General features: G+C 72.0%; 12 protein-coding genes. 8 read left to right on the forward strand and 4 right to left on the reverse strand.

Translation table 11 applies throughout. The features are described 5' to 3' along the window. Positions 1–25 precede the first annotated feature (25 nt). Positions 26–886, reverse strand: coding sequence for an SAM-dependent methyltransferase (locus IF04_RS0106835; protein WP_078599931.1), 861 nt, complete (start codon positions 884–886; stop codon positions 26–28). Positions 887–956: 70 nt separating this feature from the next. Beyond that, a complete protein-coding gene (locus tag IF04_RS0106840) occupies positions 957–1865 on the reverse strand; it encodes an aminoglycoside phosphotransferase family protein (RefSeq protein WP_051830805.1) in 909 nt (302 codons plus the stop codon). Between the two features lie 272 nt (positions 1866–2137). Here IF04_RS0106840 and IF04_RS0106845 point away from each other — a divergent pair, with 272 nt between their 5' ends. From IF04_RS0106845 to IF04_RS0106870, 6 genes are all read left to right on the forward strand, one after another. Continuing rightward, on the forward strand, positions 2138–3067 hold the full coding sequence (locus IF04_RS0106845; RefSeq protein ID WP_030252427.1) for a carbohydrate ABC transporter permease: 930 nt from the start codon (positions 2138–2140) through the stop codon (positions 3065–3067). Continuing rightward, positions 3064–3909: a carbohydrate ABC transporter permease gene (locus IF04_RS0106850; RefSeq protein ID WP_030252429.1), complete on the forward strand. Its 846-nt coding sequence runs from the start codon at positions 3064–3066 to the stop codon at positions 3907–3909. Before IF04_RS0106845 ends, IF04_RS0106850 begins: the two co-directional genes overlap by 4 nt. 71 nt (positions 3910–3980) lie before the next feature. Then, on the forward strand, positions 3981–5294 hold the full coding sequence (locus IF04_RS0106855) for an ABC transporter substrate-binding protein (RefSeq protein WP_030252431.1): 1314 nt from the start codon (positions 3981–3983) through the stop codon (positions 5292–5294). Positions 5295–5607: 313 nt separating this feature from the next. After that, complete coding sequence (locus tag IF04_RS0106860; RefSeq protein WP_030252433.1) at positions 5608–6810, forward strand: S8 family peptidase; 1203 nt, start codon at positions 5608–5610, stop codon at positions 6808–6810. A gap of 124 nt (positions 6811–6934) precedes the next feature. After that, on the forward strand, positions 6935–7957 hold the full coding sequence (locus IF04_RS0106865; RefSeq protein ID WP_363260075.1) for a LacI family DNA-binding transcriptional regulator: 1023 nt from the start codon (positions 6935–6937) through the stop codon (positions 7955–7957). 13 nt (positions 7958–7970) lie between these two features. After that, positions 7971–8264 carry a YkvA family protein gene (locus tag IF04_RS0106870; RefSeq protein ID WP_030252437.1) on the forward strand — a complete coding sequence of 98 codons (294 nt, stop codon included), beginning with the start codon at positions 7971–7973 and terminating at the stop codon, positions 8262–8264. Positions 8265–8319: 55 nt separating this feature from the next. On the opposite strand, the gene IF04_RS0106875 is transcribed toward IF04_RS0106870, so the two are convergent. Together IF04_RS0106875 and IF04_RS0106880 are read right to left on the reverse strand one after the other, a co-directional pair. Beyond that, positions 8320–9381: a glycoside hydrolase family 43 protein gene (locus tag IF04_RS0106875; RefSeq protein WP_030252439.1), complete on the reverse strand. Its 1062-nt coding sequence runs from the start codon at positions 9379–9381 to the stop codon at positions 8320–8322. Between the two features lie 28 nt (positions 9382–9409). Beyond that, positions 9410–11950 carry an alpha-L-arabinofuranosidase C-terminal domain-containing protein gene (locus tag IF04_RS0106880; RefSeq protein WP_051830807.1) on the reverse strand — a complete coding sequence of 847 codons (2541 nt, stop codon included), beginning with the start codon at positions 11948–11950 and terminating at the stop codon, positions 9410–9412. Positions 11951–12181: 231 nt separating this feature from the next. On the opposite strand from IF04_RS0106880, the gene IF04_RS0106885 reads away from it, so the two are divergent. After that, positions 12182–13342 (forward strand): mandelate racemase/muconate lactonizing enzyme family protein, encoded by a 1161-nt coding sequence (locus tag IF04_RS0106885; RefSeq protein ID WP_030252444.1) that lies wholly within the window; start codon positions 12182–12184, stop codon positions 13340–13342. Next, positions 13339–14328 carry a zinc-dependent alcohol dehydrogenase gene (locus IF04_RS0106890; RefSeq protein WP_030252446.1) on the forward strand — a complete coding sequence of 330 codons (990 nt, stop codon included), beginning with the start codon at positions 13339–13341 and terminating at the stop codon, positions 14326–14328. The genes IF04_RS0106885 and IF04_RS0106890 overlap by 4 nt, the downstream gene beginning before the upstream one ends. The last annotated feature ends 40 nt before the right edge of the window (positions 14329–14368 follow it).

Consider the following 14368-nt stretch of genomic DNA (forward strand, 5'->3'; position numbering starts at 1 on the left):
CCGAGTGAGAGGACGGAAAGACACCTTAGGGGCGCGGGGCGGGCCCGACCGGGACGAGAGTGAGGTAGGCGATGCCGAGGAGGTCGCGGTAGCCGGACAGCCAGGAGGCGCGGTGGGCGTCGGCCCGTTCGCGGGTCTCGGGGGCGAGCGGGTGATCGGGGTGGGTGGCCAGCCACTCCTCGACGTCGCAGCGGTAGCCGGACTCGAACGCCTCCCACTCGTCGCCGTTCGCCGTCTCCACCCAGGCCGGGCGGAAGCCCTCCTCGACGGCGAGGTCGACGAGTTCGGCCAGGCTCAGGTGCTCCTCGGCAGTGGCTCCGGGCCACATCCGGGTCAGCTCCGCCGCGGCCGGCGGGCGCTGCCAGAAGCCCTCGCCGTACAGCACGCGGCCGCCGGGGGCGACGAGGCGGCGCAGCTCACGCAGTACGGTGCGGAAGTTGTGCGGGGACTCGGGACCGGCCACGGCATGGCCGGCGCCGAGGCAGAGTACGAGGTCGGCGGGGCCGCGGGTGGTGCCGTGCCCGGACTCCTCGGCGAACTCCACGCGGTCGGTGAGCCCGCGGGCCGCGGCGTTGGCGCGGCCCCTGGCCAGGTCGTCGGCGTTGACGTCGATGCCGAGCCCGGTGGCGCCGGGTGTCGCGTCGAGCACCCGCAGCATGAACTCGCCCCAGCCGCAGCCGAGGTCGAGCACGGTGGCCGGGCGCCCGGCGGCGAGCCGTTGCACCATCCGCTCCGCCCGCTCCTCGGACAGCGGCCCGTGGAAGGCGAGCCGGGTCAGCCGCGGCGGCCCTACCGTCTCAGCGGCCTGGGGCGTCTCGGCGGCCTGTGTCGGCTGTGGGGCACGCGCTGCGTCGGCGGTGGGTGTGGTGTCGCTGGTGTCGGGCATGGGGCGGGACGTTAGCCCGCGGGGGCCCGCGGGCGACAGCGAATATCGGGCGGCACCGCCCACCAGATCCTCAGAACGGATACCACCGCACCGCCGCGTCCCCCTCCCGCAAGGAGGCGATCCGGCGGCGGAATTCCTTCAGCGCCGCGGGGTTGCCCGGGGCGTGCTGGGAGACCCAGGCGCAGCTGGCCGTCTCGCGGGAGCCGCGGAGCACGGCGCAGCCCTCCCAGTCCCGCACGTCCCAGCCGTAGGCCCGTACGAAGATGTCGTACGCTTCGGCGCCCAGGCCGTACCGGTCGCGGCTGAGCGCCATGACCACCAGGTCGTGCTCCCGCAGGTCGCGCGAGAAGGTCTCCAGGTCGACCAGGACCGGGCCGTCCGGGCCGACATGGACGTTCCGCGGGATCGCGTCGCCGTGGATGGGGCCGCGCGGCAGGTGCGGCTCCAGGGCCGAGGCCGCGGCGGCGAACGCGTCCCGGCGGCCGCGCAGATACTCCGCGTCCTCCCGCGACACCGCGTCCCCCGCCAGCCGCAGCCAGCGCTCCACGCCGCCCAGCAGCTCCCGCCGGGGCAGCGCGAACGGCGGCTCGGGCAGCGCGTGCACCCGCCGCAGCAGCTCGGCGAGGTCACCGGGCCCCGCGGGCCGTACCGCCTCGGGCAGCCGCTCCCAGAACGTCACTGGGTGGCCGTCCACCAGCCGGGCCGCCGGCTCTGCCGCGCGCACCGCCGGTACGCCCGTCTCCGCCAGCCAGCCGGCCACCCGCAGCTCCCGCTCGGCCCGCTCCAGCAGCTCGGCGCTGCGGCCCACCCGGATCACGGGGCCGGTGTCGCCGAGCGCGAAGACCGCGTTCTCGCCGAGCGCGAGCAGCTTGGCGTCCGCCGCGGCGTCCGGCCGCCCGGCCGCGGCCAGGACGTCCCGTGCGCGCGCTTCCGTGAAGGGCGTACCCGTCGCGGAATCTCCGCCACTCGCCTCGGTCATGCTGCTGCCTCCTGCGCTCCGTGAGCGGTGTCGCTGACGCTCCGCTGTTCCGACCAGTCGCTCTGTCGCTCCGGTGTTTCGATCACCCACAGTCTCTCAGGAGGGTCTGACAACCAGCTCGTACACGTCGCGCACACTGCCTTGACGGCGTCCCCCGCTGTCACGACGATGACGACGGCTGTCCGCGCGTACGGGCGCGCGCGGCCGTTCCGTACCGGATGTACCGGACCAGCCGGACACATCGGACCGAGCCGCGCCAAGGAGTCCCTGCCGTGACCCTCATGACCGCGGCGAAGCGGTCGTCCGGCCCACGGGCCGGTGCCGGACCGCGCCGTGATCACGGCGTCTGGTTCCTCGTGCTGCCCGCGCTGATACCGATCCTCGTGCTGAGCGTCGGACCGCTCCTCTACGGTGTCGCGCTGGCCTTCACCGACGCGCAGTCCGGGCGTACCGAACCCACCCAGTGGGTGGGGCTGCTCAACTTCGCCGATCTGTTCCGGGACACGCTCTTCTGGGACTCCTTCCGCATCGGGCTGGTCTGGGCGCTGGGCGTCACCGTCCCGCAGTTCTTCCTGGCGCTCGGCCTCGCCCTGCTGCTCAACGAGAAGCTGCGGCTGCGCTGGCTGGCACGGGCGCTGGCCATCGTGCCGTGGGCGATGCCCGAGGTCGTGGTCGGCATCATGTGGCGGCTCGTGTACCACCCGGACGCGGGCGTGCTCAATGAGACGCTGCGCAGTTTCGGGCTCGGCGAAGGCCGCGACTGGCTGAGCGGTCTTGCGACCGCGCTGCCCGCCGTCATCGTCGTCGGCATCTGGTCGGGCCTGCCGCAGACCACCATGCCGCTGCTGGCCGGCCTGCAGAACGTGCCGCGCGAGCTGCACGAGGCGGCGGCCATGGACGGCGCGGGCGCCTGGCGGCGGTTCCGTACGGTCACCTGGCCCGCGCTGCGCCCGGTGGCGCTGGCGATCAGCGCGCTCAACTTCATCTGGAACTTCAACTCCTTCGCGCTGGTCTTCGTGCTGACGGACGGCGGCCCCGGAGGGCGCACCCGGCTGCCGATGCTCTTCGCGTACGAGGAGGCGTTCCGGTACGGGCAGTTCGGCTACGCGGCGGCGATGGGGCTGGCCATGGTCGCGGTCGTCGCGATCCTGCTGGCCGTGTACCTGGCCGGCCGCCTGCGGACCGGGGAGGACGACCGATGACCGCCCGCCGCAGGCGTACCGCCGCCACCCGGACCGCCCAGTACCTGGCCCTCCTCTGCTACCTGCTCTTCCTCCTGGTGCCGTTCCTGTGGCTGGTGTCCACCGCCTTCAAACCCCCGCGCGAGCTGGGCAGCATCGACCCGACCTGGGTGCCGCACGACCCGACGCTCGCCAACTTCCGGGCCGCGTTCGACGAGCAGCCGCTGCTGGGCGCGGCCGCCAACAGCCTGCTCGCGGCGGCCGGGGCGGCGCTGCTGGCCGTCGTGGTGGCCACCCCGATGGCATACGTGCTCGCGCGCTTCCGTACGCGGCTGGCGCGGGCGGCGACCGGGTGGGTGGTGGTCAGCCAGGCGTTCCCCCTGGTGCTGGTGATCATCCCGCTGTTCCTGCTGCTGAAGGCCCTGCACCTGGTGGACTCGCTGGGCGGGCTCACCCTCGTGTACGTCGTCTGGTCGCTGCCGTTCGCGCTGTGGATGCTCACGGGGTACGTACGGGCCGTGCCGGCCGAGCTGGAGGAGGCGGCGGCCGTGGACGGCGCGGGACGGGTCCGCACGCTGGTCTCCGTGACCGCGCCGCTGCTCGTGCCCGGGATCGTCGCCACCGGGCTGTTCGCCTTCATCACCGCCTGGAACGAGTTCTTCTTCGCGCTCGTCCTGCTCAAGTCGCCGGAGAAACAGACGATGCCGGTCGTCCTCACGCACTTCCTCGGTGCGGAGGGGGCCGCCGACCTCGGCCCGCTCGCCGCCGCCGCGCTGCTCGCCACCGTGCCGAGCCTGCTCCTCTTCGCCGTCATCCAGCGCCGCATCACGGGCGGCATGCTGGCCGGGGCGGTGAAGAGCTGATGCCCGAGCCTGCCCGCACCGCGATGCCCGAGCCCGCCCGCACCGCGATCCCCGCGCCCGCCCGCGCGCCAATGCGCCGCCGTGCGTTCCTGGGCGCCGCGGCCGTCCCCGTACTCGCCGCCGTCCCTGTACTCGCCGGCTGCTCCGGCGGCTCCAGGGCGTCCGGCCCCCGCCGCCCCCTGCGCTTCCAGTCCCTGGCCTGGCAGGCGGAGTCCGTACGGGCCAACAAGGCGCTGGTCGCCGAGTGGAACCGGCAGCACCCCCGCAGCCCCGTCGAGTACGTACAGGGCGCCTGGCCCACCGTCCACGACCAGCTCGTGACCGCCTTCGAAGGCGGCGAGGCGCCGGACATCATCCACGACGCCTCCGACGACCTCGCGGACTTCGCGTACGGCGGCTACCTCGCCGATCTCACCGGTCTGCTGCCGGACCGGCTCGCCGCCGACATCCCGCGGCACAGCCTGGGGACCGGCACCTTCCAAGGGCGCCTCTACGGGGTGCCGTTCCTCCAGGAGCCGCGCGTACTGATCGCCAACCGGAAGCTGCTGCGCGCTGCCTCTGGAGTGCGCGTGCCCACACCGGAGCGCCCCTGGAGCTGGGCCGAGTTCCGGGCGGCTGCCAAGGCGCTGACCCGAGAGGCGCCGAGCGGCGACGGGCGCCAGTACGGCGTCGCCTGGCCCCTGAAGGAGCCGGTCTCCGCGACCCTGAACCTCGCGCTGTCCACCGGCGGCCGGCTCTTCCACCGCCGCGCCGACGGGCGTGCCGAGGTCCGCTTCGAGGCGGCCGACCAGGTCGTGCCGCGGACGGTCCACGACCAGGTGCACGCCGACGGCAGCGCGGCCCGCGCCACGCTCGGTATGGGCGGTTCGGACACGCTCCCCGGGTTCTTCGCCGGGCGGTACGCGATGGTGCCGCTCGGGTTCTCCTACCGGCAGCAGATCGTTCAACAAGCCCCCAAGGGCTTCGAGTGGACGGTGCTGCCGGCGCCCATGGGGAGCGCGCACGCCCAGGGCGTGAGCCCGCAGACGCTCTCGATCGCCGCCGACTGCCCGCGCAAAAAGGAGGCGATGGCGTTCCTCGCCTTCTTGCTGCGCCCGGAGAACATGGTGCGGCTGGCGCTCGGCGACTGGATGCTGCCCACGGGCACCACCGCGCTCCGCGATCACCGGCTCCAGCAACGCAAGTACGGCTGGGCCACGGGTACGGCGCTGGCCGGCACGCTGCGGGCCGCACCCGCGCAGACCGTACGCGGCTATCCGGAGTGGAAGGACAAGATCGCCACACCGGGGCTGCAGGAGTACTACAGCGGTGCGATCGGTCTCGAAGAGCTGCGCGGCCGGCTGGTCGACGACGGCAATCTCGTCCTCGCCCGCTATCAGCGCTGAGCGCCACCCGCCACCAGGCGCCCGCTACCAGCCTCGCCCGGCAACCGTGCGGAAAGGGCGTTTGTTGCCCCAGGTTGCCGGATTGTAACGGGAGTTGAGGCAACCGGAGTCAACTCAGGTGCTCAATTTGACCGGGTGTGACGGGATTTGCATTTTTGCAAGGTTGTTGCCTAGGTCACACCCGTGGGGGAGCCTTGAATTGGACGCGTCAATCAGTCAGGGTTTCGAGCCAGCCCGGCGCAGATTTTCTTGTGCGACCGGACTACAACGCAACGCTTTCCCCCCACACCACCAAACGAGGAGAACCCTCGCTATGGCTCACAAGCGTTCCAGCAAGAAGCGGCTGATCACCGGCATAACCGCCGTCGTCGCCGCGACCGGCATCGCGGCCGTCACCGCGGTCACCGCCGATGCCAGCCCCGCCGAGGGCAGGATCTACGGCGCGAGCGCCAAGTCCGCCGTCAGCGGCAGCTACATCGTCATGCTCAAGGACCAGGCCCGCGCGGCCGAGAACAAGGACCTCGCCGCGGAGTACGGCGGCAAGGTCAAGCGCTCCTACAGCGCGGCCATCGAAGGCTTCTCCGCCACCGGGCTGAGCGAGACCGAGGCCAAGCGGCTCGCCGCCGACCCGGCCGTCGACAAGGTCGTCCAGAACAAGAAGTTCTCCATCGACGCCACCCAGGACAACCCCCCGTCGTGGGGCCTGGACCGCATCGACCAGGAGGACACCGCGGGCGACAGCAAGTACAACTACCCGGACGCCGCCGGCGAGGGCGTCACCGCGTACGTCATCGACACCGGAGTCCGCGTCTCGCACAAGGACTTCGAGGGCCGCGCGACCTCCGGCTTCGACGCGGTCGACGGTGACGACAACGCCGACGACGGCAACGGCCACGGCACGCACGTCGCGGGCACCATCGCCGGTGCCGCGCACGGCGTCGCCAAGAAGGCCAAGATCGTGGCCGTCCGCGTGCTGGACGACCAGGGCTCCGGCACCACCGAGCAGGTCGTGGCCGGCATCGACTGGGTCACCAAGAACCACCAGGGCCCCTCGGTCGCCAACATGTCCCTCGGCGGCGGCGCGGACGAGGCGCTCGACGCGGCCGTGCAGAAGGCCATCGACGCCGGTGTCACCTTCGGCGTCGCGGCGGGCAACGAGTCCACCGACGCGGGCCAGGGCTCGCCGTCCCGCGTCAAGGACGCCATCACGGTGGCCGCCAGCGACAAGGACGACAAGCAGGCGGACTACTCCAACTTCGGGAGTGTCGTCGACATCTACGCCCCCGGTTCCGACATCACCTCGGACTGGAACGAGGGTGACGACGCCACCAACACGATCTCGGGCACCTCGATGGCCACCCCGCACGTCGTGGGCGCCGCCGCGGTCTACCTGGGCGGCCACCAGGACGCCAAGCCCGCGGACGTCGCCACGGCGCTGACCGAGGGCGCCACCCCGGACAAGATCTCCAACCCGGGTGAGGGCACGCCGAACAAGCTCCTGAAGGTCGTCGAGTAACAGCCCTCGACATCCGCCCGGTACCGGAACACCGGGCGCAGCTGCCGGCCGTCGCGCTCGCCCCCACGGGGCGCGGCGGCCGGCGGCGTCGAGCGGGAAAGGCGGAGTGCGTAGCATGGCGGGTGTGGCGCACACGGTGGGTATCAAGGATGTCGCACGCCAGGCCGGCGTCTCCATCGGCACGGTCTCCAATGTGATCAACCGTCCCGACATGGTCGCGAAGGAGACCCGCGAGCGGGTGCAGGCGGCCATCACCGCGCTGGGCTACGTCCGCAGCGAGTCGGCGCGCCAGCTGCGCGCGGGCCGCAGCCGGATCATCGCGCTGCTCGTGCTGGACATGGGCAACCCCTTCTTCGTGGACGTCGCGGCGGGCGCGGAGCGTGCCGCGCGCAAGGAAGGGCTGGGCGTGATGCTCTGCAACAGCGCGCAGAGCCCGGCCGAGGAGGCCGAGTACCTCTCCCTCTTCGCCGAACAGCAGGTGCGCGGCGTGCTCATCACGCCGGCCGACCTGACCGGCGGCACGCTCGCGCGCTTCCGGCCGCGCAACATCCCGCTCGTCTTCGTCGACCGCGTCCTCGGCAGCGCCGAGGGCTGCTCGGTCTCGGTGGACGACGTGGCCGGCGGCGCGCTGGCCGCCCGGCATCTCGTCGAGCAGGGCCACGAGGGGCTGGTCTACGTCAGCGGGCCGATGTTCCTGACCCAGTGCCAGGACCGGCGTACGGGGGCGCTCCAGGCGCTGCGTGAGAGCGGCCTGCCGGAGTCGGCACTGCGGCACATCGAGGCGGAGCGGATGGACGTCGCGGCGGGCCGGGACGCGGGCGCCCGGCTGCTGGGCATGTCGCCCCGGCCGACCGCGGTCTTCTGCGCCAACGACCTGCTCGCGCTCGGCGTCTTCCAGGCGCTCTACGGCGCCGGGCTGGCGGTCCCCGACGACATCGCCCTGGTCGGGTACGACGACATCGAGTTCGCCGCGGCCGCCGCCGTGCCGCTCACCTCCGTACGGCAGCCCGCCCGGCTCATGGGGCGGACGGCGGCCGAGATGCTGATCGAGGAGACCGGCGACCGGGCGGCGGACCACGAACACCGGCAGGTCGTGCTCGCGCCGGAGCTGGTGGTCCGCGCCTCCACGCTGGCCGCCCGCGGCTGACCGAGGAGGCGGGATGAGCACCGAAGCGTGGATCGTCGTGGTGGTCGCGGGGGTGCTCGTCCTGGCGACGGTCGTCCTCGCCGTCCGCCTCCTGGTGCGGCTGGTCCGTGCCCGTAGGCTCTTGCGCGACGCCGGCGTCCCCGTGCAGAACAAGGCGGTGTTCTGGGGCGCGATCCTCTACCTCGTCTCCCCGGTCGACCTGCTGCCGGACCCCGTGTACCTCGACGACATCGGCATCCTGCTGCTGGCGCTCCGCTCCCTGCACACCGCGGCGGCCTCCGCCGGGCTGCGTGCCCGCCGCGACTGACGCCCGGTCCGCACCCGGCCGCGGCAGCCCCGCCCGGCTGCCGCGGCCGGACCGCTCAGCGCACCGTGTCCGCGACCGGCACGCCGAAGTCCGGTGTGCCGTCCGCGTGCCAGCCCAGGCGCTGGATGCGGGTGTGCCGGTTGGGGTCGTTCAGCGGGTCGCCGGCGATGTCCTTGTACTGCCGCGCGTGGTAGACGAGGACGTCGGTACGGCCGTCCTCGGCGACCGTGAAGGAGTTGTGCCCCGGGCCGTACTGGCGGGTGGTCTCGTTGCTGGTGAAGACCGGTACGGGGGACTTGCTCCAGGAGGCCGGGTCCAGCAGGTCGGCGCGCGCGTCCGCGGTGAGCAGCCCCATGCAGTAGTTGCTGTCGGTGGCGCTGGCGGAGTACGTCATGAAGACCCGGCCGTTGCGGATGAGGACCGACGGCCCCTCGTTCACCTTGAAGCCGCGGGTCTCCCAGTCCAGCGTGGGTGAGGAGAGCCGCACCGGCGGGCCGCCGAGCGTCCAGGGGTTGGCCAGCGGGGCGATGTAGACGTTGGAGTTGTTGACGATGCCCGGCTCCTGCTGGGCCCAGATCAGGTACCGCCGGCCGCGGTGGGTGAAGGTGGAGGCGTCCAGCGAGAAGGTGTCCCAGGGGGTGGCGATCCGCCCCTTCTCTGTCCACGTCCCCTTGAAGGGGTCGGGGTGGGAGTTCTCCAGGACGTACATCCGGATCTTCCAGATGTCGTCGGAGTGGCCGGCCGCGAAGTAGAGGTACCAGCGGCCGTCGATGTGGTGGATCTCCGGCGCCCAGATATGGGCGGCCATCTCTCCGGTGGAGTGCTTGCGCCACAGCACGGCCTCGTGCACGTCGGTGAGGCCACGCAGCGTACGGGACCGGCGCAGCACGATGCGGTCGTACTCCGGGACGGTCGCGGTGAAGTAGTAGAAGCCGTCGGTGTGGCGGTGGATGTGCGGGTCGGCGTGCTGCCTGACCAGCGGGTTCGGGTACGTCGCCGCGGGGCGGTGGCGGCCGGCGGGCGCGGCGTGGGCCGCGGTGGCGGGCAGCCCGGCGGCCGCGGTCACGGCCAGCGTGCCCAGCAGCACGCCTCTGCGGCTCGGTTCGGTACGGGACATCGGTGCTCCTTCGTGGCGGGTGGGCGGGTCAGCCGGTCTTCTTGATCCGCAGGAACGTGACCGAGTGGGCCGGGAAGGTGTGCGTGAACTGGCGGCCGACGCCGCGCAGAGTCGACTGCCGGGGCGCGATCGGCTGCGCGTCGGCGGTGTTCTCCGCGTCCGGGGCGCCCTGGAGCGTGGTCAGCCGGGCGGTCGACGCGACCTTGGCGCCGAGGTCGATCCGGGTCCGGGCGGCCGCGTCCTGCGCGTTGACGACCTTCACGATCAGCTCGCCGGTCTTCTTGTCCTCGGTCACGACCTGGCGGAACGGCTCGGCCTTGGCGTCGTCGGTGAAGCCGCCCCACTTCTTGCCGTCGAGGTACAGCGTCACCTGCCGCCCGCGGACCTGGACCTTCAGGTCGTAGCTCCGGCCGGTCTCGATCTTCGTGCCGTCCTCGGTCCCGGCCATCGTCTGCTTGGCGCCGCCGGTGGTCTTCTCCACGGCCGAGCGGGTGTTGCCCCAGCCGCCGAGGTTCCACCAGTAGTGGTTCCCGGTGTCCTTGACACCGAAGGCGACCATGAAGCCCTCCTTGCCGGACTTCTTGGTGGCCTTCACGTGCAGGTCGTAGTTCTGCCAGCCGGGGTCGCCCGCGGTGACCAGGGTGTTCTCGGCCGCGGCGTCGGACTGCACGTACGCGCCGTCCTCGACCTGCCACGTGCCGCGCCCGGCGGCCTCGGTCCACTTGCCTTCGCCGCCGGAAAAGTCGTCGCTGAAGAGCGTCTTCCCGTCCGCGCCGGTGACCTTCACGTCGTCGTACGCGGCCGTGGTCGCCCAGGTGGAGAGGCCGACGGCGCCGGTGATGGGTGCGGTGGTGGCCGGGGTGCCGGAGGCGGTGCTCGGGACGACCCGGTCGCCGGCGTTGTTCATGAAGAGCTTCTGGACCTCGTAGCTCGTCGAGCCCCAGGACCGCTGCTCGTCGAACCAGATCATGTCGGGGCGCCACTGCACGGAGTCGGTGCGCGCGAGCAGCGGGGCGTACGAGGCGAGCTTGACCACGTCGGCGTTGCGTTCCAGGCCGGTCATGAACGCGGCTTCGGACAGTGCGTTGCGGAAGCGGTTGTCCTGGGAGGCGTACTCGCCGAGGAAGACCTTGGGGCCGTTGCGGTCGTAGGAGTCGTAGCGCGCGTTGTTCTCCAGGAACCACTGCGGGCTGTTGTAGTAGTGCTCGTCGACCATGTCGACCTTGGCGTCGCGGTTGAGCTGCCAGGCCCGGTCGAAGATGGTGCCGCTGTCATCGGGCCCGGAGTTGCTGATGACCGTGATGTCCGGGTACTTGGCCTCAATGGCGGCGCGGAACTCCTTGAAGCGGGCGAAGAACGCGTCGGGGAGGTTCTCCTCATTACCGACCGCGAGGTGGGTGAGGCCGAAGGGCTTCGGGTGGCCCATCTCGGCGCGTTTCTTGCCCCACTCGGACGTCACCGGGCCGTTGGCGAACTCGATCAGGTCCAGGGTGTCCTGGACGTGCCGCTTCAGCAGCGCGGGGTCGTCCGTCACCTTGTTCTCGCCGCACCCGGTGACCAGTGCGGGGACCACCGGCAGCGGCATCGCGCCGATGTCCTCGGCGAACTGGAAGTACTCGTAGTAGCCGAGGCCGTAGGACTGGTTGTAGCCCCAGAAGTTGGCGTTGGTGGCGCGCTGCTCGACGGGACCGATGGTGTCCTTCCACTGGTACGAGCGCCTGCGCTGGTAGCCGGACGCCTCGTCGTACCCCTCGTGGCTGCCGGTGTTGACCAGACAGCCGCCGGGGAACCGCACGAAGCCCGGGTCGAGCGCCGCGATCTTCTCGGCGAGATCCTTGCGCAGCCCGTTCTCGCGGCCCTTGTAGGTGTCGCGGGGGAAGAGGGAGATCATGTCGAGCGCGACGGGGGCGCCGGACGCGACGGTGAGCCGGCCGGTGGCGGAGGTGCGGGTGGCGGTGAAGGACGCCGTGTACTTCGTCCAGCCGCCCCGCGCGGTGACGCGGCGGGCCGCGGCGAGCTCGCCCGCGGAGTCCCGCAGGGTGAGGGTCAGGGGCGCGCCCGCCGCCTCGCCGGTGCGGGCCCAGACGGACAAGTCGTACCGCTCGCCCTTGCGTACCGCAATGCCGGTGCCGTAGCCGGAATTGGTGACGGAGGAACTGCCGCCCAGGGAGAGGTAGTTGCGGTTGCGTGCGTTCAGCCGGCCGTCATCGTTCACCACCTTCGCGGAGCCGGTCGTGTTCCACGAGGTCAGCGGCGTGTAGGAGGCGTTGTCGGCGCGGTCGTACTCGAAGGAGCGGTTCTGGACCTGCTCGGCGTACAGGCCGCCGTCCGCCGCGCGGTTGATGTCCTCGAAGAAGACGCCGTACATGGTGTCGTCGATGGCCGGGCCCTGGCGGGCGGGGTCGACGGTGAGGGTGTAGTCGGTGGGTTCCGCGGCCGCCGGGGGAGCGGCGAGGGCGGGTACCGCGAGGGCGAGGGTCAGCGCCCCGGTGAGGAGGGTGAGCCGACCGCGTCTTCGCGGCCGGGGCCGTGGCGCTGCGGGTGCGGACGAGGGTGCCGTGGTGGGCATGGTGCGCTCCTTGACGGGCTGTGCGAAGGAACGGACTGTTCGAGATATCGGACGTTGCTCGGGATATCGCCCAGTGAGGATTGCGTCAGAGCTGTCACTCCGTCAACACCCATGAGTGCGACCGGGAAATCCGTGCGGGGACCGTTGACACCGCTCCCTTCGTGGCATTACCTATCTCGCAGCATTTCGAACGTGTGACGAAATATCGAACGTGGCGAAGGGGCAGCTCCCGTGCGCATCACCGGAATCAGCACTCATGTCGTCGGGACGCCCTGGCGCAACCTGACCTACGTCCAGGTCCACACCGACGAGGGACTCACCGGCGTCGGCGAGACCCGCATGCTCGGCCACACCGACGCGCTCCTCGGCTACCTCCGCGAGGCGGAGGCCAACCACATCGTGGGCTCCGACCCGTTCGCCGTCGAGGACCTGGTGCGCCGCATGAAGTACGGCGACTACGGGCGGGCCGGCGAGATCGTGATGTCCGGCATCGCGTGCGTGGAGATGGCCTGCTGGGACATCAAGGGCAAGGCGCTGGGGGTGCCCGTCTGGCAGCTGCTGGGCGGCAAGGTCACCGACAAGGTCAAGGCGTACGCCAACGGCTGGTACACCACCGAGCGCACCCCGGAGGCGTACCACAAGGCCGCACAGGCGGTCGTCGAGCGCGGCTACCGGGCGCTGAAGATCGACCCGTTCGGCACCGGACACTTCGAGCTCGACCACGAGGAGACCGTGTACGCGGTCTCGCTGATCGAGGCGGTACGGGACGCGATCGGTCCCGAGCGGGAGCTGATGCTGGAGATGCACGGCCGGTTCAGCCCGGCCACCGCGGTCCGGCTCGCGCACGAGATGGCGCCCTTCAAGCCCGCGTGGCTGGAGGAGCCGGTACCGCCGGAGAACCTCAAGGCGCTCAGCAAGGTCGCCGCCAAGGTGGACATGCCCATCGCCACCGGCGAGCGCATCCACGACCGCATCGAGTTCCGCGAGCTGTTCGAGTCGCAGGCGGTGGACATCATCCAGCCCGACGTCGGCCACCTCGGCGGCATCCTGGAGACCCGCAAGCTCGCCGCCACCGCCGAGACCCACTACATGCTGGTCGCGCCGCACAACGTCGGCGGCTCGGTGCTCACCGCCGCCTCCCTCCAGGTCGCCGGCTGCACCCCCAACTTCAAGATCCTGGAGCACTTCAACGACTTCGCCGACGCGGAGATCAAGAAGGTCGTGAAGGGCGCCCCGCAGGTCGTCGACGGCTACTTCCAGCTCTCCGACGCGCCGGGCCTGGGCGTCGAGCTGGACACCGACGCGGCGGCCGAATTCCCGCAGCAGCAGGCCCGGTTCGACCTCTGGGCCGAGGGCTGGGAGCAGCGCAACCCCGCCGGGACGGGCCGGTGACCGGCCGCGCGCTCGTCCTGGACGCGCCGGGCTCGTACCACTTCGAAGAGGTCGGGCCCGGCGCGCCGGGCCCCGGCGAGGTCCGCGTACGGGTGCACGCGTCCGGTGTCTGCGGCAGCGACCGCGAGCTGTACCAGGGCACGCGCCCGGCCGGGTACGTGCGGTACCCGGTGATCCCCGGGCACGAGTGGTCCGGCACGGTCGAGGCGGTCGGCGACGGCGTACCGGCGGCCCTCGTCGGCCGGAAGACCGTCGGCGAGGGGTTCCGCAACTGCCAGGTGTGCGCCCGCTGCCACGCGGGCGAGACGACGCTCTGCACGGCCGGGTACGAGGAGACCGGGTTCACGCAGCCGGGCGCGATGGCCGACACGCTGGTGCTGCCCGCCCGGCTGCTGCACCCGCTCGCCGACGGCGCCGACCTCACGGCCGCCGCGCTCCTGGAGCCCGCCGCCTGCGTCGCGGCCGCCGCGCTGAAGGCGGAGGCGCGGCCGGGGGAGCGGGTGGCGGTGGTCGGCACGGGCACGCTCGGCATGATCGCCGTACAGTTCCTGGCCGCCGGATCGCCCGCCGAGCTGCTGGTGGTCGGCCTCGGCCGGGACCGGGAGAAGCTCGCGCACGACTTCGGGGCGTCCTCCTTCCGTACGGCGGACGAGCCGCTGCCGGACGACTTCGACGTCGTGATCGAGGCCGCGGGGTCGGCCGACGCGGCCCGCACCGCGGCCGGACTGCTCCGCCGCGGCGGCCGGCTGGTCCTCACCGGCCTCCCGGCCCCTGGCGCGGCGGGTCTGGACCCCACCGACCTGGTCGTCCGCCAGACCGAAGTACGGACCGTCTTCGGCGCCCCGCCCGCCGCCTGGGCGCACGCCGTACGCGCCTTCGACGCCGGGCTGCTGGACCTGCTGCCGCTGGTCACCCACCGCCTGCCGCTGGAGGGCTTCGCGGAGGCGATGGCGCCGGGCGCCGGGAAGGTACTGCTGCACCCGTAGACACCCCCGCTCCGCCCGGCCGCCGCGTGCTCCGCCCCAC

The organism is Streptomyces violens (assembly GCF_000717745.1).
GTDB classification, from domain to species: Bacteria; Actinomycetota; Actinomycetes; order Streptomycetales; family Streptomycetaceae; genus Streptomyces; species Streptomyces violens.